Annotated in this window: 19 protein-coding genes; 11 read left to right on the top strand and 8 right to left on the bottom strand. The window is 57.6% G+C overall.

Annotation, left to right across the window (positions count from 1 at the left end):
- Positions 1-616 precede the first annotated feature (616 nt).
- On the bottom strand, positions 617-2,017 hold the full coding sequence (gene mnmE / locus HMPREF2890_RS02965; RefSeq protein ID WP_070465114.1) for a tRNA uridine-5-carboxymethylaminomethyl(34) synthesis GTPase MnmE: 1,401 nt from the start codon (positions 2,015-2,017) through the stop codon (positions 617-619).
- 109 nt (positions 2,018-2,126) lie between these two features.
- Entirely contained in the window at positions 2,127-2,402 is a 276-nt protein-coding gene (locus HMPREF2890_RS02960; RefSeq protein ID WP_070465111.1) for a type B 50S ribosomal protein L31, read from the bottom strand.
- Between the two features lie 624 nt (positions 2,403-3,026).
- Here HMPREF2890_RS02960 and dxr point away from each other — a divergent pair.
- The 3 genes from dxr to HMPREF2890_RS02945 are packed head-to-tail and all read left to right on the top strand — an operon-like array spanning position 3,027 to position 7,957.
- Positions 3,027-4,187, top strand: a complete 1,161-nt coding sequence (gene dxr / locus HMPREF2890_RS02955; RefSeq protein ID WP_070465105.1) for a 1-deoxy-D-xylulose-5-phosphate reductoisomerase — start codon at positions 3,027-3,029, stop codon at positions 4,185-4,187.
- Positions 4,188-4,205: 18 nt separating this feature from the next.
- Positions 4,206-5,522 carry an RIP metalloprotease RseP gene (rseP, locus tag HMPREF2890_RS02950; RefSeq protein WP_070465102.1) on the top strand — a complete coding sequence of 439 codons (1,317 nt, stop codon included), beginning with the start codon at positions 4,206-4,208 and terminating at the stop codon, positions 5,520-5,522.
- A 2-nt stretch (positions 5,523-5,524) separates the two neighbouring features.
- Entirely contained in the window at positions 5,525-7,957 is a 2,433-nt protein-coding gene (locus tag HMPREF2890_RS02945) for an endonuclease MutS2 (protein ID WP_083289763.1), read from the top strand.
- 26 nt (positions 7,958-7,983) lie between these two features.
- On the opposite strand, the gene HMPREF2890_RS09165 is transcribed toward HMPREF2890_RS02945, so the two are convergent.
- The 4 genes from HMPREF2890_RS09165 to pyrB are packed head-to-tail and all read right to left on the bottom strand — an operon-like array spanning position 7,984 to position 11,288.
- Positions 7,984-9,240: a TPM domain-containing protein gene (locus HMPREF2890_RS09165; protein ID WP_070465099.1), complete on the bottom strand. Its 1,257-nt coding sequence runs from the start codon at positions 9,238-9,240 to the stop codon at positions 7,984-7,986.
- A gap of 2 nt (positions 9,241-9,242) precedes the next feature.
- Positions 9,243-9,845, bottom strand: coding sequence for a LemA family protein (locus HMPREF2890_RS02935; protein WP_070465096.1), 603 nt, complete (start codon positions 9,843-9,845; stop codon positions 9,243-9,245).
- Between the two features lie 35 nt (positions 9,846-9,880).
- A complete protein-coding gene (gene pyrI, locus HMPREF2890_RS02930) occupies positions 9,881-10,351 on the bottom strand; it encodes an aspartate carbamoyltransferase regulatory subunit (protein WP_070465094.1) in 471 nt (156 codons plus the stop codon).
- A gap of 16 nt (positions 10,352-10,367) precedes the next feature.
- On the bottom strand, positions 10,368-11,288 hold the full coding sequence (pyrB, locus tag HMPREF2890_RS02925; protein WP_070465091.1) for an aspartate carbamoyltransferase: 921 nt from the start codon (positions 11,286-11,288) through the stop codon (positions 10,368-10,370).
- A 310-nt stretch (positions 11,289-11,598) separates the two neighbouring features.
- Between pyrB and HMPREF2890_RS02920 the strand changes: the two genes are divergently transcribed.
- From HMPREF2890_RS02920 to HMPREF2890_RS02885, 8 genes are all read left to right on the top strand, one after another.
- A complete protein-coding gene (locus HMPREF2890_RS02920; RefSeq protein WP_070465087.1) occupies positions 11,599-12,432 on the top strand; it encodes a sulfide/dihydroorotate dehydrogenase-like FAD/NAD-binding protein in 834 nt (277 codons plus the stop codon).
- Positions 12,429-13,913, top strand: coding sequence for an NADPH-dependent glutamate synthase (gltA, locus tag HMPREF2890_RS02915; RefSeq protein ID WP_070465083.1), 1,485 nt, complete (start codon positions 12,429-12,431; stop codon positions 13,911-13,913). Before HMPREF2890_RS02920 ends, gltA begins: the two co-directional genes overlap by 4 nt.
- A gap of 53 nt (positions 13,914-13,966) precedes the next feature.
- Positions 13,967-15,067 (top strand): TlpA disulfide reductase family protein, encoded by a 1,101-nt coding sequence (locus HMPREF2890_RS02910; RefSeq protein ID WP_083289762.1) that lies wholly within the window; start codon positions 13,967-13,969, stop codon positions 15,065-15,067.
- Positions 15,068-15,124: 57 nt separating this feature from the next.
- Complete coding sequence (locus HMPREF2890_RS02905; RefSeq protein ID WP_070465073.1) at positions 15,125-16,243, top strand: TlpA disulfide reductase family protein; 1,119 nt, start codon at positions 15,125-15,127, stop codon at positions 16,241-16,243.
- Positions 16,244-16,349: 106 nt separating this feature from the next.
- A complete protein-coding gene (locus tag HMPREF2890_RS02900) occupies positions 16,350-17,456 on the top strand; it encodes a TlpA disulfide reductase family protein (protein WP_070465070.1) in 1,107 nt (368 codons plus the stop codon).
- A 2-nt stretch (positions 17,457-17,458) separates the two neighbouring features.
- On the top strand, positions 17,459-17,653 hold the full coding sequence (locus HMPREF2890_RS02895; protein ID WP_070465067.1) for a hypothetical protein: 195 nt from the start codon (positions 17,459-17,461) through the stop codon (positions 17,651-17,653).
- Between the two features lie 9 nt (positions 17,654-17,662).
- Entirely contained in the window at positions 17,663-19,132 is a 1,470-nt protein-coding gene (locus tag HMPREF2890_RS02890) for a bifunctional metallophosphatase/5'-nucleotidase (RefSeq protein ID WP_070465065.1), read from the top strand.
- A gap of 135 nt (positions 19,133-19,267) precedes the next feature.
- A complete protein-coding gene (locus tag HMPREF2890_RS02885; RefSeq protein WP_070465062.1) occupies positions 19,268-20,329 on the top strand; it encodes an NAD(P)-dependent alcohol dehydrogenase in 1,062 nt (353 codons plus the stop codon).
- A 269-nt stretch (positions 20,330-20,598) separates the two neighbouring features.
- Here the strand turns inward: HMPREF2890_RS02885 and HMPREF2890_RS02880 are convergent, their stop codons facing one another.
- Both HMPREF2890_RS02880 and HMPREF2890_RS02875 read right to left on the bottom strand, forming a co-directional pair.
- Entirely contained in the window at positions 20,599-21,480 is an 882-nt protein-coding gene (locus HMPREF2890_RS02880; RefSeq protein ID WP_070465053.1) for a fructose bisphosphate aldolase, read from the bottom strand.
- 156 nt (positions 21,481-21,636) lie between these two features.
- The gene (locus HMPREF2890_RS02875) at positions 21,637-22,815 is read right to left on the bottom strand and encodes a glycosyltransferase (protein WP_070465050.1); all 1,179 of its coding nucleotides are present in this window, start codon (positions 22,813-22,815) and stop codon (positions 21,637-21,639) included.
- Positions 22,816-23,040: the final 225 nt, after the last annotated feature.

The raw sequence follows: 23,040 nt of genomic DNA, 5'->3' as shown, positions 1-23,040 counted from the left end.
GCAACATTCTCATGGAGCGAGCACCCTTCGGGAGCCTCACGGATGACACCACCTTGATGTATGATTACCCTAATGCTCAAATGCGTTACCCCTGAAATGACCGACAGGGATGACGCATTTAATCTTTACATAAGTCATTCAACTCATCGTGAAGAGTGGGGTACGAAGCACCCCGACAGGGGTGCCCGTTTTTTAGCCCGGATGTCGAGGGGCGCAGCCCCGAAGACTCCGGGTTACGATGGGGCTCTATCCCAGCGACCCCGATAGGGTGTCGCACTGATTGCCTGACTGGTAAGTGCGACACCCTAGCGGGGTCGTATATCCTAAAATGGGTCTTCTTACCCGGGGTCTTCGGCACTTCGTGCCTCGACCACCGGGCTAAAAAGCGATGATCCCTCCGGGGCTACGCCCCTGCGGGATCGGCAGGCAGAATAGCACCCCGTCAGGGGTGCTTTCTATTTAGCTGTAAAACTCAAATGCGTTACCCCTGAAATGACCGATGATAGTATAGGCGTAGAAGCGACGGAAATCGGTAACGGACGAGTGTCTTGGATAAAACAAAAGGCACTCAAATAGAGTGCCTTATTGATGGTTTCTATGAGTTAGTAGGAGGTCGTTACTTGCCGATGCAGAAGTGGGAGAAGATGGAGTCAAGGAGGTCCTCTGTGACGACATCCCCGATCACCTCGCCCATCGCTGCCGTGGCATCGCGCAGGTCCTGAGCCAACAGCACGGTCGGCTGATCGGCCTTTAGCCCCTCCTCCACTCGCGCCAGACCATCGGCTGCACGGCGGAGCGCCATCGCCTGACGGAGGTTGCTGACCACCACCTCACCCTCTGCCACCACGAGGTTGGCAAAGTGGCGGTGGAGGAGGTCGGTCACCTTCTTCGCCTCTCCGGAGTCCCTGCCGATGATGTCGATCACCTCTTGGATGCCCAGCGAAGAGAGGTGGTCCGACATCCGACGGCGCACCTCAGCCGTGGTCTCATCCGACTTATTGAGCAGAGCCACCACCTCTGGCGCCTCAGGGGGAAGCCTTCTCCACACCTCACTCACTGCCTCGGTCGTCTCCCTCGGATCGATCATCCAGAGGACGAGCAGGGCAGAGCCGACCTCGCGGATCGTCCGCCCGATGCCAAGGCTCTCCACCGGGTCATCCGTCTCACGCAGTCCGGCGGTGTCTATGAGGCGAAACTCCTGTCCGTCAATAAACAGGTGCCCCTCGATGGTGTCACGGGTGGTTCCCTCCACGTCGGAGACAATGGCACGGTCCTCGCCAAGCAGGTTATTGAGCAGGGTAGACTTGCCGACATTAGGGCTGCCCACGATAGCGATCGGGATGCCCCGCTTGACCGCTTCCCCCTTCCGGTAGCTTTCCGAGAGGGCGAGTACCTCCGCCCGCAGCGCTTCGCAGCTCTGCAGCAGCTCCGGGCGGGAGACAAAGTCAACATCCTCCTCAGAGAAGTCCAGCTCCAGCTCCAGCAGGGAAGCCACCCGGATCAGCCCGTCACGCAGCTCTGCGACACGGGTGCCAAAGCGCCCGGTCATCTGGGTGAGCGACATCCTGAGGGCAGACCTATTTGTCGCCAAGATGACATCATTGACCGCCTCGGCACCACCGAGTGTCAGCTTCCCCGAGAGTACCGCCCGACGGGTAAATTCGCCCCGCTCTGCCACCCTTGCCCCGACGGCACAGAGCTGCTCAATCACCAGAGAGAGGATCAGCGGCGAGCCATGCAGCGTCAGCTCCACCATCTCCTCACCGGTATAGGAGTGAGGCGCACGATAGACGAGCGCCATCCCGTCATCGATCATCTCGCCCGTCGAATGGTCAACAAGATGGCCATAGACCATTTGGTAGCCCTCCGTCTGAGCGAGTGATACAGCGTCCCTGCGCTTAGGGACGAAGATCCTGTCCACCAACGAGAGGGCAGAGGGACCGGACACCTTGATCATCCCGACTGCGGAGACTCCGGCAGGCGTGGTGACGGCACAGATGGTATCGTGGATAGGCATAATTTATATAGGGTGCAAAAAAGCGCTGACAAAGGCTTGCGGCCTCTGTCAGCGCTTATGGTGTCTTGCTTTAGGAAAAAGCGAGCGATGGATCACATCGCAAGAGGTCTTACTTATCAGCCTGATCCTCCTTCTTGGCGGCACGCTTACCATAACGATTGAGGAACTTGTCCACACGACCTGCCGTGTCGACGAGCTTAGCCTTACCGGTATAGAAGGGGTGCGAGCTGCTGGAGATCTCGACTTTGACCAGAGGATAGGTCACACCCTCTACATCGATCGTCTCTTTCGTATCGACAGTAGAGCGAGTAATGAACATATCGCCATTAGACATATCCTTAAATACTACCTCACGATAGTTGTCCGGATGAATACCCTGTTTCATTGCTATATCGTCTTAAGTAAATGTTATCGCACTAATTATGACTTGCGACCGCAAATGTACTACAATTTTCCTATTCCTCCATATCCTCCTGCTGCCATTTGCCGGGTAACGTACTTGAGGATCACAGCAATCCATCCTGTGGCGGGCATCAAGAGCAAACCCTAATCTCTCAGGAGGATGCACTCTCCATAGGCATCGCCCACCATAGAAGACGAAAGAAGTGTCGGATAGACCACACGTCTGACCACAAAGATAGCCGAAGAGACTATATGAGAAGACCTTTGCAAAATGGTCTTTCGCCGAAAAAGCACCGCTTTTTCGGCAGGGACTTTGCAGAATGCCCCAGATGCAAGGGACTGAGAGTGAGGGCGAAGGGAGTGTGCTTACGCACATGACCAAGACCGAATCTCGAATGTGACGCCGCAGATGGGGTATTATGCAAAGGTCTCATGAGACAATCATGCTGATGGGCAACGGTATATTTGCAGCGCCGAAGCCACTGGGTATGTGAGACTCTCTCCGCTACGTGGGTGTTGATGTCGCCCATACGCCCTCTTCATTTCCTACCACCGACAGAGCGGTATCTTTTGGTAACTTTGCGACCGTATTATAGATAAGAGAGATATGGCGCAGAAGAAAGTTACGCTGCTGGGAAGTACCGGATCGATCGGCACCCAGGCACTTGAGGTGATCGACCGACACCACGATGAGCTGGCTGTGGAGGCTCTTGTATTTGGGTCCAACGTGCGGGTGGCTGTGGAGCAGGCACTCCGTTTCCGTCCGAGTGTCGTGGTGACGGGGGAGGAGAAGCTGTACAAAGAGCTCAAGCAGGCCCTCCGCGATACCGATACCGAGGTGAAGGCGGGTCGTGAGGCGGTACTGGAGGTAGCCGGCTCCTACGACACCGATGTCGTACTCTCCTCCATTGTCGGCTTTGCAGGGCTTCACCCCACCATTGAGGCGATCAAGAACGGTCGCTTGGTGGCTCTCGCCAATAAGGAGTCGCTGGTCGTCGGTGGCGAGCTGATCAGCCGCCTGGCGCGGGAGAATGCAGGCGTAATCCTCCCGGTAGACTCTGAGCACTCCGCCATCTACCAGTGTATTGTCGGCGAGAGGCATGGCGATGTCGCCAAGATCTACCTCACCGCCTCGGGGGGACCATTTGTCGACTTCACTATGGAGCAACTCCGGGAGGTGACTCCTGAGCAGGCGCTTCGGAACCCCAACTGGGACATGGGCAGCAAGGTGACGATAGACTCCGCCTCTATGATGAATAAGGGGCTGGAGATGATCGAGGCGCACCATCTCTTCGGCGTAGCGCCCCGAGACATCGACATCTGTGTCCACAGGCAGAGCATCGTCCACTCCATGGTGGGCTTCCGCGACGGAGCGGTCAAGGCACAGCTGGGACTGCCGGATATGCGGGTACCGATAGCATACGCCCTACTCTTTCCCCACCGACTCCGTAGCCTGACGGATCTCCCGACGATCGAGCAACTGAGCAACCTCACCTTTGAGCGTCCCCGACGGGATGCCTTCCCCTGCATCGACCTCGCATACCGCGCCATCGAGGAGGGCGGCACCTCGCCTTGTGTCCTCAATGCTGCCAATGAGGTGGCCGTCCGTCGCTTCCTCCGCAGTGATATTCGCTTCACGGACATCCCCGAGCTGATCAGCCACTGTCTCGATCGTATGCCTCAGCGCAACGCTGCCTCTCTCGAGATGCTGGAGGGCTGCGATACCGAGACTCGCAAGTTGGCCGAGGGCTGGAGTCCCCGACACTAATCACGCATAGATCCATATATGGGAATCCTCATACGCATACTTCAGCTACTCCTCTCACTCTCACTGCTGGTCTTTTTTCACGAGCTGGGACACTTCCTGTGGGCCAAGCTCTTCGGCATCCGTGTCTCCAAGTTTTACCTTTTCTTTGATTGGAAATTTGCTCTCTGGAAGTGGAAACCAAAGGGGTCCGAGACGGAGTACGGCATAGGCTGGCTACCCCTCGGAGGCTACTGCGCCATCGAGGGTATGGTCGATGAGAAGGAGGCTGAGACAGGCGTGCCAAGCGAGCCGGAGGAGTGGGAGTTTAGAGCCAAACCAAAGTGGCAGCGGCTTCTCGTGCTGGCAGGTGGGATCCTGAATAATGTCTTGATGGCGATCCTGATCTACTGGGGTCTCTCCTACCACTATGGCGTGGACCACATACCGATGGAGGGCGTTGGCGATGCACTCACCTACTCCAGCGTAGGACACCGCATGGGACTGCAGGATGGTGACCGCCCCTATGCGCTGGATGGCAAGGAGATCAAGTACTTCGATGGTACTCTCGTCCAGGAGATCGCCAATGCAGAGACCCTGACGGTAGTGCGAAAGGGGAGCCGGGTGGACCTCGCCGTACCGGTAGACCTGATCCCGGCGATGCTGGAGACCGATAGTGCGCTCTTCTACATCGACCTCCCGAGTGTAGCCGACTCCGTCCTTACCGGATCCAATGCCGCCCGCGCAGGTGTACTGGCAGGAGACGAGGTGGTGGCACTCAATGGCACACCGATGAAGCTCTCCGGTCTGCTGCCGGCCGTGAAGGAGCTACGCGGGGACACGCTCCTCCTCACCCTGCGTCGCGGCGAGGAGACGCTCCAGCTACCGGTCTACGCGGATCCGGAGGAGGGGCTGGGGATCATGTTCTCCGCCGATCCGGGTAAGGCATTTGGGAAAATACATGAGGAGTACGGCTTCTTCGAGGCACTGCCCAAGGGCGTCTCACGCTCCTGGCAGCTCCTGACCGGGTACGTGGACCAGCTAAAGTATGTCGCCACGCCTCAGGGTGCGAAGAGCATCGGCGGTCTCGGGACCATCGGGAGTCTCTTCCCGCCTGTATGGAACTGGCTATCCTTCTGGACCATGACCGCATTCCTCTCGATCATCCTCGCGGTGATGAATCTTATCCCCATCCCCGGACTTGACGGAGGGCATATTTTCTTCCTCCTCATCGAGATGATCACGCGGCGGCAGATCCCCTATAAGTATATGTACTACATTCAGCTGGTCGGCATCGGGCTGCTCTTCCTCCTTATGATATATGCCAACGTGGCTGATGTGATCCGATTCCTCTTCTGACCATGCGCAAGCGTACCGACGACAAGTCTCCCATCTATCCCTCGGTGGAGGAGGTGGAGTCGACCAAGCTCGGCTTCTCCTCCCTCAGGGAGAGGCTACTCCACTACTGCTCAAATGAGGTGTCCCGCTACTTGGTGTCGCAGATGCACTTTATGGACTCCACGTCAAGGGAGCTGAGGACGGAGCTGAGGCGGGTGACCGAGATGCAGGAACTCAGCGACAGTCGGGCCCTTCCCTCGTGGGGCTTCGGGACACTCCGCTCAGCGATCAAGGGCGTAAGGCCGGAGGGATCCTACCTGGAGCCGGAGCAGCTGCGCGCTCTCCGCGAGATGCTGGATGCCACTGCAGACACCGCCAAGCTACTGACGGAAGATGAGGCGGAGGACTACCCGCTCCTCCACCGACTGATCGGACGACTGGAGCCACTGGAGGAGCTGAGGCAGGAGCTCCATCGGCTGATCGGTGACGACGGGGAGATCCCTGATGGCGCATCGGACGAGCTGCGGAGTATCCGTCGGGCGATCCGCTCTCTTGAGAGCTCACTCGGGGCCACGATGCAGCGGGTCCTCCGCCATGCCCGACAGCAGGGCTGGGTCGATGCTGATGCCTCCGCCGTGATGCGCGACGGTCGTCTCCTCCTTCCGATCAACCCCGGCAATAAACGCGACATCCGAGGTATCGTCTACGAGGAGTCGGCGACCGGCAAGACGCTCTTCGTGGAGCCGGAGGAGGTGGTGCTGCTGCACAATGAGATAAGAGAGAAGAAGGGCGAGGAGCGGCAGGAGATCCTCCGACTCCTCCACGCCTTTGCTGACCGACTACGACCCTGGCTCGACACGGTGCGGGACAACATCACGATCCTCGGGATACTCGACTTCGTCCACGCCAAGGTACTCCTCGCCGGAGAGATGGATGCGGTGGTGCCGGTAATCGAGACGGGTGAGCAGCGTATGGAGTGGTGGAAGGCGCGCCACCCTCTCCTTGAGAGACACCTGCGTGAGGAAGGAAGATCCCTCGTCCCGCTCGACATCAAGCTCTCTCCAGAGGATCGGATCCTCATCGTCTCGGGACCAAATGCGGGTGGCAAGTCGATCACTCTTAAGACCGTAGGGCTACTTCAGTATATGCTACAGTGTGGCCTCGCCGTGCCGATGCAGGACCACAGCGTGATGATGCTCTTTGACAAGATCTTCATCGACATCGGTGACCAGCAGTCGCTTGAGGACGACCTATCCACCTACTCAAGTCACCTGACGAATATCAAGTTTTTCACCCGCAACACCACGGACAGGACGCTACTGCTGATTGATGAGTTTGGCAGCGGTACTGAGCCGACCATCGGTGGGGCAATTGCTGAGGGTGCACTGGAGCAATTCCGACGTATGGGCGCCTACGGTGTAGTGACGACCCACTACGGCAACCTGAAGGACTACGCCTCGACACACGACGGACTGATCAATGGGGCAATGCTCTTCGATCGGCAGCGGATACAACCACTGTACCAGCTGGTGATCGGTCAGCCGGGGAGCTCCTTTGCTATAGAGATCGCCAGGAGCATCGGACTGCCCGAGGTGATCCTCGACTACGCCTCGGAGCAGGTGGGAGAGGACTTTATGCTGCAGGACAAGTACCTCCAGGACATCATGCGCGACAAGGCCTACTGGGGTCGTAAGCGGTCGGAGGTACACAAGCGGGAGAGGGAGCTCGAGGAGGAGCGCATCCGACTCCAGCAGAAGCTTGACGCCCTCCAGTCTAAGCGTGAGAGTGTCCTCTCCAAGGCTCATCAGGAAGCCCTGGACATCGTCTCGTCAGCCAACGCTGCGGTGGAGAAGACGATCCGCGACATCAAGACAGCCAAGGCAGATAAAGAGCGGACAAGGAAGGCTCGGCAAAAGCTTGACAATAAGCGCACCTCACTTGAGCAGAGGGTGCAGCCAAAGGAGAAGCGGGAGCAGAAAAAAAGCAACGTATCAAGAGAGGCGATCACCATCGGCACCGGGGTGACGCTCGAGGGAGGAAATACGGTGGGCGAGGTGACAGAGATCAAGGGGAAGGAGGCACGAGTCTCCCTCGGAAGCATCACCGTCACCGTGCCACTCTCCAAACTCACTCCCACGATCCGCAAGCAGACGATCATCCACAAGGAGCCGCCCAAGGTGGTGGAGATGCAGTCGGATGAGCGCCGGTTAGCCTTTAAGCCCCTCCTTGACTGTCGAGGGCAACGGGTGGATGAAGCCCTACGGGCAGTGACCGGATTTCTTGACGAGGCGGTGAGCTACGGCATGAGTACCGTCAGGATCCTCCACGGCACGGGCACGGGAGCGCTGCGTCAGTCGATCCGCGAGCTACTGTCGGATCACCCACACGTAGCCTCCTATGAGGACGAACGTGCCGATCTCGGAGGGGCAGGCATCACGGTCGTACACATTGGCTGACGCTTCCTTTGTAGAAAGGGAAAGGGTCAGAAGTGGGACGTGGAGCCACCGCCACCGGAGGCGCCACCACCAAAACCACCGCCAAAGCTACCTCCTCCGCCGAAGCCACCGCTACCGAAGCCGCCTCCCCAGATAACGGGCCCGAAGCCGCTGCCCCGACGGCGTATACGCTCCGCCCTGTCGGTATGGCCGCAGTACTCGCACTTGCCGACCGTCACCTGCCGGCCATAAGCATTGACAGAGACAGCAGTATGGTAAGCCTTCACGCCACAGGAGGGACAGCGATAGTACTCCCGAGAGTCTCTGTCGAGGCTCATCACCTGCGACCGGTGACACCGATCACAGACCAGCACCGGATGGGCAACACTACGGAGCTTCTCCTCAAGAGCCTCACCGGCATTGAGATAAGAGAGGTTATTGGGATACCTCAGCCGGGTAATGGTATCGTGAGCGCCGCAGTAGGGGCAGTCCTTGAGACGGTGCTGCCACTTCGACTTCAGCCAGAGGTATACAGGGAGAAAGATCAGGAGAAATCCCGGCAGGAAACCTATCGCCATCGGAAGCACCTCCGACCCTCTTCGCCTGATGATGGAGTACTTCTCCGCCGGCGTCCCTCCCAGACGGACCCGCCCGAAGAGCCCCAGCAGAGCCAGCACCGCCACCACAGAGGAGAGGATCCCATAGCCGGCTAAGATCGTCAGCAGATCCTCATCGCTCATCTCATCGTCGGTGTAGTCGACGTTTCCGTCATTGGAGGGATCGTAGCCCTCGCTGAGGTAGGTATCTATCTGGCTGATCCCGGCGAGGAAAGCATCCTTGGACCTCCCCTCCTTGATCCCCGGGATGAGGATCTGCTGGGAGATGCCGTAGGTAGCTGCATCGGGCAGCGCCCCCTCGAGACCATACCCGGTCTCGAAGCGGATCAGCCGGCGCCTCTGGGTCACGTAGAGGATCAGCAGTCCGTTATCATCCTCGGCCTTACCAAGGCCCCATAGTCGGAAGAGCTCCTCCGTAAAGGTCTCCGGGTCATCATTCTCGATCGCCGGCAGCACCACAAGCACTACCTCCACAGTGTGTCGCTCTCTCAGGTCGTAGAGAGCTCGGTCAATCTCCGACCGCTCATCCGGCGTGAAGTACCCCTCCGGGTCGCTGACGAAGCGTCGGTAGTCCTGCTTCTGGACATTAGGCACATCCTCCGGGCGATAGTCCCGCTCCTCAGCCCTTGCCACCCCGGAGAGGAGCAGCAAGAGCAGGGCAAGGGGAAGGAGAAAGAACCGCTTCACGGTCAGAACTTCACCTCAGGGGCACGATCGGCACCGGCGACAGACTCAAAGTAAGGCTTAGCCTTGAAGCCCAGGATAGAGCCAAAGATGTTATTGGGGAACTTGCGGACAAAGGTATTGTACTCCTGCGTCACCTCGTTGAAGCGCTTCCGCTCCGTGGAGATGCGGTTCTCCGTCCCCTCAAGCTGTACCTGGAGAGCCTTGAAGTTCTCATTCGCCTTGAGGTCCGGGTAGCGCTCCGAGACGGCGAGGAGCCGACCGAGAGCCTGAGAGAGCTCACCCTGAGCCTGCTGGTAGGCAGCAAGGTCCTCGGGGGTCATCTTCGTCGGGTCGACAGTCATCTGGGTCGCCTTGGCACGTGCCTCCACGACACCCTCCAGTGTCTCCCTCTCATGGGTGGCGTAGCCCTTTACCGTATTGACGAGATTGGGGATCAGGTCAGCACGGCGCTGATACTGATTCTCCACCTGGCTCCACGCCTGGCGCACGCCCTCCTCTTGCTGCACCGCCTTATTATTAAAGCTTATGCCGGCGACCACCGCCCAGAGGACAAGCAGGATGAGGATGACTATGGCTATCAGGCTACCTTTATTACTCTTACTCATGATTACTCTATTGATAGGGTTTATACTCAGTCTTATTACTCATCGCATAGGACGATCTCGCCGCGATGCACCTTGCGGGTGCAGTACTCGCACTGCATGATCTCCTGCTCCCGATTTAGGAGTCGGAAGGCGCTCTTCATCGGTTCGTTATTGGTGATACACTTGGGATTGGGGCACCGGACGAGGCCGCGAATGTCATCCGGCAGGGTGACGTACTTCTTCTCCACCACTTCGTACTCGCGGATCACATTGATCACAATCTCTGACGAGACGAGAGCGAGGCGATTGAGCTCCTCCTCGGTGAAGAACTTGTCCTCCACCTTGATGATCCCCTTCTGTCCGATCCGCTTGCTGCGGAGGTTCTGCCCGATGGTGATAGGCACATTGAGGCTGTCGAGGTGGAGGAGCCGGACCACCTTAAAGAGGTGCTCCACAGGGATATGGTCGATGACCGACCCATTCTTGATCGCATTGACCCGCAGCTGACCTTTCTCTACTTTAGTCATGGTACTCGTACATTGGTTACTCGGTGACGGGAATATTGAGAGCCCTACAGATCAGAGCCTCACGGACATAGAGACCGTTTTGCGCCTGAGTGAAGTAGTAGGCGTACTTCGTCCTATCCACATCCATGGCGATCTCATTGACCCTGGGGAGGGGGTGAAGGACACGCATCGTCTCCTTGGCCGACCGTAGCATATCAGCGCGGAGGATAAAGGAGTCCTTCACGGCCTCGTAGTCTTCATCGTCCGTAAAGCGCTCCCGCTGGATCCGCGTCATGTAGAGGATGTCAGTCTGGGCGATGATCTCAGGCGTCAGCTCGTGCGAGTACTCGGTGGGGATGTGGTGCTCCTCACAGTAGTCTCTGTACTCCGCCGGCAGGGCCAGCATATCAGGAGAGACGAAGATGAAATGGGGGCGGAAGTAATTCATCCCCTCGATCAGTGAGTGGACTGTGCGCCCAAATCGCAGATCTCCAACCATCGTGATCGTCAGGTCCTCCAGCCCACCCTGCGTCCTGCGGATCGAGTAGAGGTCAAGCATCGTCTGCGAGGGGTGCTGATTGGCACCGTCGCCGGCATTTATGATCGGGATCTCAGTCACCTCACTGGCATACTTGGCCGCCCCCTCGAGGAAGTGGCGCATGATGATCAGGTCGGCATAGTTGGAGACCATCTTGATGGTGTCGTGCAGGCTCTCGCCCTTTGACGTGCTGGTGGCACGTGCGTCGGAGAAGCCGATCACCCGACCCCGTAGGCGATTGACAGCGGTCTCAAAGCTGAGGCGCGTCCTGGTGGAAGGCTCAAAAAAAAGCGTCGCCGCCACGCGACCCTGCAGGAAGTCACGATTGGGCTGACGCTCGAAGCACTCCGCCATATCAAGGATCCGAAGAATCTCCTCCTCTGAGAGTTGATTGATCGAATAGAGACTGTTTTGATTCATAGTCGCATATTTATGAATGTGCTTATCTGACACAAATATACCACTATTCAAAACCTTCGCAAATGGTTATCCGCTTGCAGAGACACCCCCTCGCCGAGGATCCGCACAGCCCCCAAAAAGGCGAGCAAGATGACGGCAAGGATAAAAGGATTTACCAAACAATTAGCTACATTTGTCGCATTGAGTTGACGGAAACTCCGGGGCTCGACATTCAGGGGTCGTGCGTCACTCTCCCAAGGAGGTCTCTCGAGTGTGCCGACAGCAGTCGAGATCCCATCTCCGTGAATGTTGTATCATTAATGTGCCGATTATGTATAAGATAGTCAAGAAGGAGCAGATCTCCGAGCGTGTGGTCGCGCTGACCATTGAGGCGCCACTGATAGCGCGGTCGAGCAGACCGGGCAACTTCATCATCTTCCGCGTCGGGGAGATGGGCGAGCGGATCCCCGTGACCTGCGCCAATACCTGGCCTGACGAGGGTCTCATCGAGGTGATCATACAGGCGGCGGGCGTCTCAACATGGAAGATCACGCACCTCAACGTAGGAGATGAGATCACGGACATCGTAGGTCCCCTCGGCAAGCCGACGGAGATCAAGAAGTACGGCACCGTCGTCTGCATCGGTGGCGGAGTGGGTATCGCAGAGCTCTTCCCCAGCATTAAGGGGATGAAGGAGGCAGGGAATAAGGTGATCGCCATCCTCGGTGCCCGCACAAAGGACCTCATCTTCATGGACGACATGATCGGCGAGGTGGCTGACGAGACGATCATCATGACCGACGACGGGACGATGGGACAGAAGGGGGTAGTCACCCTCGGGCTGGAACAGGTGATCGAGCGCGAGCCGGTCGACTTAGTAATCTGCGTGGGTCCGGCCATTATGATGAAGTTTGTCGCCCTCACAACGGAGAAGCACAAGATCCCTACATTGGCGTCCCTCAACTCGATCATGGTCGACGGCACCGGCATGTGTGGTGCGTGTCGCGTCACTGTAGGTGGGGAGACAAAGTTTGTCTGCGTGGATGGGCCGGAGTTTGATGCCCACCAGGTGGACTTTGACGAACTGATGATGCGCCTGAGGGCCTTTAAGTCCATCGAGGAGCAGAAAAATAGAGAGGCAAACTTAGACTTTAGCAGGAGATGAACGTAGACTACGAACTGGTAAAAGAGTGGCGCAAGGCCGCTTGGCGTGCTGATCTGCGCAATCAGCTGAAGACAAAGGAGCGGATGGCTATCCCACGTGCGGTCATGCCGACACAGGAGGGGAAGACTCGCGCTCACAACAATGAGGAGGTAGCTCTCGGGATCTCTCGCGAGACCGCAATGGTGGAGGCAAAGCGCTGCATCGACTGCGCCAAGCCCACTTGTATGGAGGGCTGCCCCGTGGCGATCAACATCCCCACCTTCATCAAGAATATCGAGAGGGGAGACTTCAAGGAAGCGATTGATGTGATCCACGAGACCAGCTCCCTCCCCGGTGTCTGCGGTCGTGTCTGCCCTCAGGAGAGGCAGTGCGAGGCGAGATGTATCCACACCAAGAGCGGTGACCCGGCGGTGGCGATCGGCTTCCTGGAGCGCTTTGTCGCCGACTGGGAGCGAGAGCAGATCACAGCGGGCAAGATCCCTGCGACACAGATCTGTGCCGACAAGAAGGGGATCAAGGTGGCTGTCGTCGGCTCAGGACCTGCCGGTCTCGCTTGCGCCAGTGACCTCGCCAAGATGGGCTACACGGTGACCGTCTTTGAGGCTCTCCACGAGCTGGGAGGCGTGCTGAGATACGGGATCCCAGAGTTTCGTCTTCCCAATGAGATCGTAGACTTCGAGATCGACAAGATGAAGAAGATGGGGATCGACTTTCACACCAACGTGATCGTCGGCAAGACACTCTCCTACGAGGATCTGGTGGAGCAAGGCTTCAAGGCGATCTTCGTCGGTAGCGGTGCCGGTCTGCCTCGCTTTATGGGTATTCCGGGAGAGAACTTCATCGGCATCATGTCGAGCAACGAGTACCTGACACGCGTCAATCTCATGCACGCCAATACCCCAGGCGCTGACACTCCGATCTACCACAGCAAGCGCGTAGCCGTCATCGGTGGTGGCAATACAGCTATGGATGCCGTCCGCACAGCCTTACGCCTCGGAGCCGAGCATGCGATGATCGTCTATCGCCGGAGCGAGGAGGAGATGCCTGCCCGCCGGGAGGAGATCGAGCACGCCAAGGAGGAGGGGGTAGACTTCATGAACCTCTACAACCCCATCGAGTACCTTGCCGATGAGAGCGGTCACGTCACTACGATGAGACTCCAGCATATGCGCCTCGGAGAGCCTGACGAGGGGGGGCGTCGCCGTCCCGTGCCTATCGAGGGGGACATCATCGAGGTGGAGGTGGACGAAGTGATCGTCAGCATCGGCGTCCAGCCCAATCCCATCATCCCGACCCACTTCGAGGGACTCCAGATCAGTAACCATGGGACCATCGAGGTGGATGAGGAGAAGCATCAGAGCCGGCTCAGCGATGTCTTTGCCGGCGGGGACATCGTACGCGGTGGAGCTACCGTGATCCTTGCCATGGGCGATGGACGCACCGCAGCCGCCGGCATGAATACCTACCTGATGGACCTGTAAGAGGATGAGCCTCGACAGCCTAATGACATCACACTTATATATTATATAGACAAATGAAAAAGAGATCACTCCTAATTCTCTCACTCACGCTCACCGCCATGAGCTTCAGCGCCTGCTCGCAGGACAAGCCCTCCGTCTTGCGATGCACCAGCCTCCCTTGGCCCGAGATGGAGCAACAGTATGTCTACCTATACGATGGGCAGGACAAGGTGGACTCCGTGATGGTCAAGGACGGCTCCTTTGAGCTCAAGATGACAAAGGATACTCCCGTCAAGCTCTTCACCATCCTGATGGGAAGTAAGGGTATGCCCTTCTTCTCCGAGCCGGGGATCTCGACCTTAGTCGTGGACAGCACCAACTTTGCCTACGACCCCTCGTCGACGGAGCTTAATAAGCAGGTCACCACACTCTACAATCGTTTTGACGCCCTTTACGGTGACTTCATGGCCGCCAATCAGCAACTGATGCAGGAGGTGCAGGCAAATGGCGGGACCATCACCGAGGAGCTCTCCTCTAAGGGGACGAAGCTCTCGGAGGACTTCAACGCCAAGGTCGGTGTACTCTCTAAGGAGTATTTTGACCAAAATAAGGACAACCCTCTCGGTCTGCTGGCCCTCTCGATCTACCCCATGACCGACCCGAAGGGCTTCGTGGAGATGTACGAGGCGGCAGGCGAGGCGATCACGTCAAATGCCGACATGCAGAAGCTCTACTCTATGCAGAAGGGCGAGCTGAAGACTGCTGCCGGTAGTCCTTACACCGATGTGACGATGACGGACGAGACCGGCAAGAGCGTGAAACTGAGCGACTATATGCAGGAGGGCAAGTACCTCTTAGTCGACGTGTGGGCCTCCTGGTGCGGTCCCTGTCGTGCAGCGATGCCTCACCTGGCAGAGATCGCCAAGAGCCACGCCGGCACCATCACCGTGCTGAGCGTCGGCGGGCTCAACGAGACGCCCGAGGCGAATGCGAAGGCCAGGGAGGAGCTGGGGATGACCTGGAGTACCTTCTTTGACAGCAAATCCTCACTGGCTGACGCCTACGGAGTGAAGAGCATCCCGACACTCATACTGATCAGCCCCGAGGGGAATATCGTACTGAAGACCAATAGGCCCGATGAGATTTCGAGCAAGATCACGGAGCTGGGACTCTGAGGTCTTGCCCCCTATTACCGACATTATTATCACACTTATACACTTTGTACCAATAGCATGAATAAACTAAAGCACACGGTCACACTGATCGCCGGGCTCGTACTTGTAGCCGGATGCCAGAGCAGTCCAAAGTTCTCCCTCAAGGGGAGCAACCTCCCCGAGGAGATGGAGGGCAAGTACCTCTACCTCATACAGGACGATGACAACAAGGACTCCGTACTGGTAACCAATGGCTCCTTTGCCTTCACCTCCGACAGCACCGACGTGACGAAAATCTGGTACCTCGTCTCCAAGGACGCTCAGATCCAGACCCCGGTCATCCGCGAGTCAGGAGACTTCACCCTCACTCGAGGCGAGGATGGCAAGTACACCATCACCGCGGCTGACGAAGCCAACTCGCTCAACGCTGTATACAAGACCTTCTCCAAGGAGATGGACGAGACGCTGGCTCCGATCACTCAGGCCTACAGAGCCAAGGATCAGGAGCTCGCCAAGGAGGACATCGGCGAAGAAGCTGCCGAGAAGCTGCGTGCCGAGATGAAACAGATCGACAGGGAGTACTACGAGGCCAATAACGGGCTCGCCCGCAAGTACTACGAGGCCAATAAGGACAACGTGATCGGTGTACTCGCCTTCTCTCAGCTCCAGTTTGAGAGCGATGACGACTTCATCGCCGCTTACGAGGGAGCCTCCGATGTGGTAAAGGCGGACAAGAACCTCAAGAATCATTACGACACGATCATCGTCGCTCGCGAGACCTCTGAGGGCAAGCCCTACAAGGGTGACTACGAGATCAGCGACGGCGAGGGTACGACCGTGAAGCTCTCCGACTATATGGAGGAGGGGAAGTACCTGCTGGTCGACTTCTGGGCCTCCTGGTGTGGACCGTGCCGCATGGCCATGCCTCACCTTGCCGGCATCGTGAAGGATCACAGCAAGACCATCACCGTGCTGAGCGTCGGTGTGTGGGAGAAGAGCAAGGAGAATAACGACTCCGCTCGCAAGGAGCTGGGCATCACCTGGAATACCGCCTTCGACAAGGAGAGCCGGTCCACCAAGGAGTATGGCATCCTCGGCATCCCGACCCTCATGCTCGTCAATCCTGAGGGGACGATCGTCTATCGTGGCCACAGCCCGCAAGATCTGGACGCTAAGATCAAGGAGCTCGGTCTCTAAGCGGGCCCTTTTCTCCTAAGAAAAATAGTACATTTGAGGGATCGCTTCTCAGTAGGAGAGGCGGTCCCTCTTTTTTTGTATCACGCAAAAGGATTTTCTCAAAGTCATGAAGAAATACCTCACCTCACTCGCTCTCGCGGCACTGCTCTGTGGTTGTCAGAGCCATACCGAGACCTGCACCATCAAGGGAAGCGAGCTACCTGCCGAGCTGGAGGGCGCTATGGTCTACCTCGTCACCAACCCTATTGGCACCGACTCAGCCCGCATCAGCAACAATAGCTTCACCCTCAGTAGCAGCACCCCCTCCGACACTCTGCTGGGGATGATCTCGATCCCTCGGGGCGATATAGAGCTGCCCTTCATACCGGAGAGGGGCGACTTTACCCTCACCCGGACCCCAAGCGGTGCCATCACGATCACCTCAGAGGATCCCGCGAGCCTAAATGGAGCGCTCACCTCCTTTACTAAAGAGGTAGAGGAGCAGACAGACGCTCTCGCATCCAAGCAGGAGTCGCTCGAGCAGCAACTCAGGGAGGCGAGTGACCCCAAGGAGTCTCACGAGATCCAGGCCCAGATCGACCAAGTGCGTGTGGAGCGCGCCGGAGTGCGGAGTGCTATCGCCGCCAAGTACTACGAGAGCCACCATGATGACCTCGTAGGGGCGCTGATGTTCCGTGAGCTGGACTACGCCGATGAGGCGGAGTATGCGTCTCTCTATGAGGGCGCATCGGAGCTTGTGCAGAGAGACGCTAAGAACAGAGAGCGGTACAGCAAGGCAAAGAGCGCACTCGAGACCTCTGTCGGCAAGCCCTACAAGGGGGACTTTGAGATCCCTGACGGGGAGGGAAAGAGCGTCAAGCTCAGCGACTATATGGATGGCAAGCGGTATCTGCTGCTGGACTTCTGGGCCTCGTGGTGCGTCTATTGCCGGCAGGCTATGCCGGAGCTGAAGCGACTCTCAGAGGAGCATAGCAAGACCCTCCGCGTGCTCAGCATCGGCGTGCGCGAGAAGTCAAAGGCTGACAACGACCGCGCCAAGGAGAGTCTCGGGCTCAGCTGGGAGACGATATTTGATAAGGACAATGTCTCCTACGATGCTTATGGCGTCCTCGGCATCCCGACACTGATCCTGATCAGCCCTGAGGGCGAGATCGTCTTCCGCGGCTACCAGCCGGCAAAGCTTCAGGAGAAAATCACCGAGCTGAGCCTGTAATCATGAGAGTAGTAGTCAATGGACAACCGGTCACCCTCTTTGCAGGAGCTGTTGTGGCCGATGCGATCCGCACCTGGGCAACCGAGGTGGGCGAAAAGACATCCGGATGGATCGCGAGGGACGAGAATGGACTAGAGGTGGCACCGGATGGACCACTGGAGGAGGGGATGAGACTGACTATAACCCAACAAAGCTGAGTACAAGCAATGAAGCACATCAATACACTTACCCTGATCACCGGCGCCCTGCTCACCCTGCTCCTCGCAGGCTGTGGCGTCTCGTCGCACCACAAGTCGGGCAACCACATCCGCATCCTCTCGGTGAATGATATGCACGCAGGGATGGAGCGCATGCCCCGCTTCGCCTTCATCGTCGACAGCCTCCGGAGGGAGTACCCCGAGCTGCTGGTACTCTCGGGCGGAGACAACCAGACCGGCAACCCCTTCAACGACCAATACGACCCCAAGGGCTGGCCGATGATAGAGATGATGAATGCGATCGGCTTCGACGCCTCTGCGGTGGGCAATCACGAGTTTGACACCGGGAGGGAGGGCTTCGCCTACTTAGCGAGCCACGCCACCTTCCCCTTCCTCTGTGCCAATATGGAGCCTACGGCAGACCTGCCTATCCGCCCGAGGATGACGCTGAGGACAAAGAACGGCTACACCGTAGGCATCATCTCGCTTCTCTTCATCAACGAGCTGGGCATCCCCGACTCCCATCCCGACAAGGTACGCCCCTTTACCTTCCACGACCCGATGAAGAGCTACGAGCGCTACCTCGGGATGCGGGACAGCGTCGATGTACTTCTCTTCCTCAATCACTACGGTGTCCTCCACGACCAAGCTCTCGCCAAGGCACTGCCGACCGGTGTGGTGGACCTGATCGTCGGTGGACACTCGCACACCAAGATCGACAGGGAGCTGTATGAGAATGGCATCCTGATCACTCAGGCCGGCTCCAAGCTCCACTACTGCACCCTGACGGACCTCACCCTCGGGCCCGACCGGAGAGTCATCGCCCGAAGCTCCAGGCTCATCCCGATAGAGGAGGGTGGCAAGGAGCAGCCTGCGATGAGGGCACTCGTCGACAAGATCTTCGCCAATCCTGAGATGCACAAGGCACTCGCCACTACGGAGATAGGACTGCTGAGCAAGGAGGAGCTGGGGTACCTGATGACCGACGCCTTCCGCGAAGTGACGGGAGCTGACTTTGCCCTCACCAATCCCGGAGGCATCCGCATCGACTCCATCGCGCCCGGCTCGATCTCGATGCTGGATGTCTACACCCTGGATCCCTTCTCCAATCAGATGATGACCGTCGAGCTCACTCCTGCAGAGCTACTCCGGCTCTTCGAGAGTGGCTTTGACCAGCTCGACAACCGGCGACCGATCGTCCCCTCCGGACTGCACGTCACCTACGCCCTCAGAGCCGACGGGACCCTCGAGGGGGTCACGATCCTGGACGACAACGATCAGCCTCTCGACCCTGACCGCACCTACAAGGTGGCACTCAGCAGCTATGCCGCATCGGTCTACTCCTTTGGAGACAAGTCAAGGGTCAAGGACGAGCACCAGACCTCCGAGGAGGCGATCATCGCCTACCTCAGTCGCCATCGGATCGCCCCGGACTACTCCGAGGAGCACCGGATCACTCTCTTCACGGTGGAGGAGTGAGGGGAAGTGTTAATTGCAGAAGCAATTCTGTAATTCGCCCGAAAATCGATACACCGGACTTTCTTTTTCGCTACATTTACCTCATCAAGTAAGACAACCCATCTATTTCCTAACTTTTACAATCTATCTATCATCATGAAAGGATACGCAATGCTCCGGATCGGGGAGGCAGGCTGGATCGAGAAGCCGGTCCCCGAGTGTGGTCCCATGGACGCCATCTGTAGGCCACTCGCTGTAGCCATCTGCACCAGCGACGTACACACCCTCTGGGAGGGCGCCATAGGCGATCGCCACAATATGATCCTCGGCCACGAGTGCAGTGCCGAGGTGGTCAAGGTAGGCGATCTGGTCAAGGACTTCAAGCCCGGTGACCGGGTCATCGTGCCGGCCATCACTCCTGACTGGAACTCTCTCGAGGCTCAGGCCGGCTACTCTATGCACAGCGGTGGTATGCTGGCAGGATGGAAGTTCTCCAACTTTAAGGACGGTGTCTTCGGTGAGTTCTTCCACGTCAATGATGCGGACGGCAACCTGGCACACCTCCCCGAGGACTTTGACCCCGTCGAGGCGACCCAGCTCAGCGATATGGTGCCGACAGGCTTCCACGCGGTGGAGCTGGCGGATGTGCAATTTGGCGACGTGGTACTGGTGATCGGTATCGGTCCTGTGGGTCTGATGTCCGTTGCCGGCTGCGCCCTCCGCGGAGCCTCCCGGATCATCGCCGTCGGCACCCGACCCGTCTGCGTCGAGGCAGCCAAGGGCTACGGTGCAACCGACTTTATCAGCTACAAGGATGGCTCCATCTCCGAGCAGGTACTCGCCATGACGGACGGCAAGGGCGTGGACAAGATCTGTATGGCCGGTGGCACGGTGGACACCTTCTCAGAGGCAGTCAAGGCACTCAAGCCTGGTGGCAAGATCGGCAACGTCAATTACCTCGGTAAGGGCGATACCATCGCCATCCCGCGCGTCGAGTGGGGTGTCGGCATGGGTCACAAGCAGATCAATGGCGGTCTGATGCCCGGCGGTCGCCTCCGTATGGAGAAGCTCGCCCGTCTCGTCTCCTTCGGTCGTCTCGACCTGAAACCACTCTGCACCCACGTCTTCGAGGGCTGGGATAAGCTCCCCGAGGCACTGCAGCTTATGCGCGATAAGCCTGCCGACCTGATCAAGCCGATAGTTGTGGTCAATAAGTAGAGACTGTTGCACGAAGGCGATCTGCTGCGTTGCTTTCGGAATTCGGTCTCGGTCACGTACGCGGGTACGCTCCTTTCGACCTCATCCTCAGTGCCTTGTATCTCATCCTTCGTGTAAAGTCTCAGCACATTTGAAACAAATGTGCGAGAATGGCACTTCGTGCAACATTCTCAAGTAACCTACCCTGTAGTAATATAGCAAGAGAAGGTCTCCATCCGGATCCGTCCGGGTGGAGACCTTCTCTTTTTTATAGGTCTTAGACCTACTGCTTACTTGATAGAGGCCTCATAGATGCCATCGATAGAGGCACCGATGGTCTTATTGAACTCCTCATCGCTCTGCTGTGCAGAGAGTCCCTCAGCGAGACCGCGAGAGAAGGAAGCGATGATGCCGTGATTCTTAGCCAGCAGCTCATTGGCGTGCTCGCGGCTGTAGCCACCGGAGAGGGCTACGACACGTACGATATTCTTGTGCTCGATGATCTCCTTGTAGAAGTTGTCTACCGTCGGGAGAGTGATCTTGAGCATCACGGGCTGATCCATCTTGTCGAGATGAGCGAGGATCTCGCGCTTGAGGATCTCCTCAGCCTTAGCCTTATCGGGGCAGTGGATGTCCACCTCAGGCTCGAGGATCGGCATCAGGCCGTGAGAGAGGATCTTCTTACCCCACTCAAATTGCTGTGCCACGATAGCCTTGATGCCCTCCTCATTGGCCTGCTTGATGACGCTGCGCTCCTTGGTACCAAAGATATGGTGCTTCACAGCATCCTCGCAGAGGTCGTCGAGACCGGGGAAGTCCTTCATCAGCTGTACGCCGTCCTTCTCCTCGCAGAGACCCTTGTCGACCTTGAGGAAAGGTACGATACGGAGGTTCTCCCAGAGGTAGTCGGGGGTCTTCTTGCCATCGATCTCACCGCGCATAGTGCGCTCAAAGAGGATCACACCGATGATCTTGTGCTCAGCAAAGCCGGGGCTCTTGATCATACGGGTGCGCATCTCGTGGATGAGCTCAAACATCTCCGTCTCATTGCTCCAGGCATCCTCGGTCAGGCCGTAGGACTTCAGGGCCTTGGGCGTAGAGCCACCACTCTGGTCAAGGGCACCAATGAAGCCCTTGCCGTTTTTCATCTGTTCTAGCTGTTCCTTGTTCATCTCTTTTTTACCTTAATATAAATTGATTGGAGCTGTAATAATGTCTTGTCACTGCAGGGACTGATCCCTTTCTATCCTCAAAGATACAAATTTTCTCTGACCTATGTAGCACGAGTTACTGAAATCTTTTTGGATGACGGCACTTTTAACCTCTCTTCATAGTCTAAATCGCCCCCGACTCTCGTGGTGTGCGATCAGCTTGTCATACCGATCGACCACCTCCCCGACCACATCCTCCCAGGTGCGGGAGATCGTGTGGGGGATCCGATCCGCCACACGCTGCCGTCCCTCCACATCACGGATCGTCTCGATGATCTTTTCCGCATAGACGTGTGGATCATTTTGTCTGGCGATAAAGGCGTTGACCCCATCCTGAAAGGGCGCAGCGCAGGTGGTCCCCTCCAGCAGCAGGCTCGGTGTATGCATCAGCGCCGCCTCGCGGATCACATTGCCGTAGGTGTCATAGAGCGAGGGGAAAAGGAAGAGATCCGCCGCCGCATAGTACGAGAAGAGCTCGGTCCTATCATTGATTGCGCCGGGGAATATCGCCCTATCCTGCAGACCTAAGCTCTTCGCCTTCTCGATAAACTTCCCACGCGCCACACCGCTACCGAGGGAGTAGAAGAGGAACTTCCGATCACCCAGCAGCGCAAGACTATCGAGGATCATCCCGATATTCTTGATCCGGATCTGCTGCCCGACGAAGAGGAAGAGCGGCGTCGCATCATCCAGCCCCAGCTCACGCCGCTTCCGCTCACGGAGTACGGACCAGTCCTCACTCACCGTCTCCACCCCATTGGGCACCACGGCGATCTGACCCCGTTTCTCCCTAAATCCATACTCATGCATCGTCTCGAGGATCGACTCATCTGTGATCCACACCTGATCGGCATGGCGGTAAAACTCCATGATCCAATCCTTCGCCAAGTGAGAGAGGAAGCGACTCTTGGTCGCACCATAGAAGTCGTCCCAGTACTTGGAGCGAAATGAGGCGATGAAGGGAATGCCCCGCCTACGAGCAATCACCCGACCCATCCGCCCAGTGGTGAAGGGGGCGTGACAGTGGATGAGATCAAAGGGCAGGTGATACACCTCGCGAGACGCACTGGTGGGGATGAAGGGCAGCCCCACCGAGTAGGGAGGGCGAGGGGGCACGGGCACTGAGGGGATGCGAGTGACGGGGAAGGGCTCGGGCAACTCAGGTTCGCCCTTAGAGTACGGAACCACGACATGCACGTCTCGCCCCATCCTATACATCTGGATCGCATTATTATAGACAACGGTACCCACCCCATCTACCGCCGGCTGGAAGCTGTCATTGAAAAGCCCGTACATATCTCGCTCAGTCGTGTGTGATCGTTAGTATTACTGCACAAATATACCCATTACTTTCGCTCCTCAGTAACGCCCACCCGGCGCCGCAGGAGTGACGCATTTGAGTTTCACAGCTAAAAAGAAAGCACCCTTGACGGGGTGCCATTCCGCCTGCCGATACCGCAGGGACGTAGCCCCGGAGGGATCATCGCTGTTTAGCTGTAAGTTTGTCACATGATCGTTGAG

It is taken from the genome of Porphyromonas sp. HMSC065F10 (assembly GCF_001808555.1).
Classification (GTDB): Bacteria; Bacteroidota; Bacteroidia; order Bacteroidales; family Porphyromonadaceae; genus Porphyromonas_A.
The sequence above is the reverse complement of the archived record's forward strand: the minus strand, read 5'-3'. Positions and strand labels throughout refer to the sequence as shown.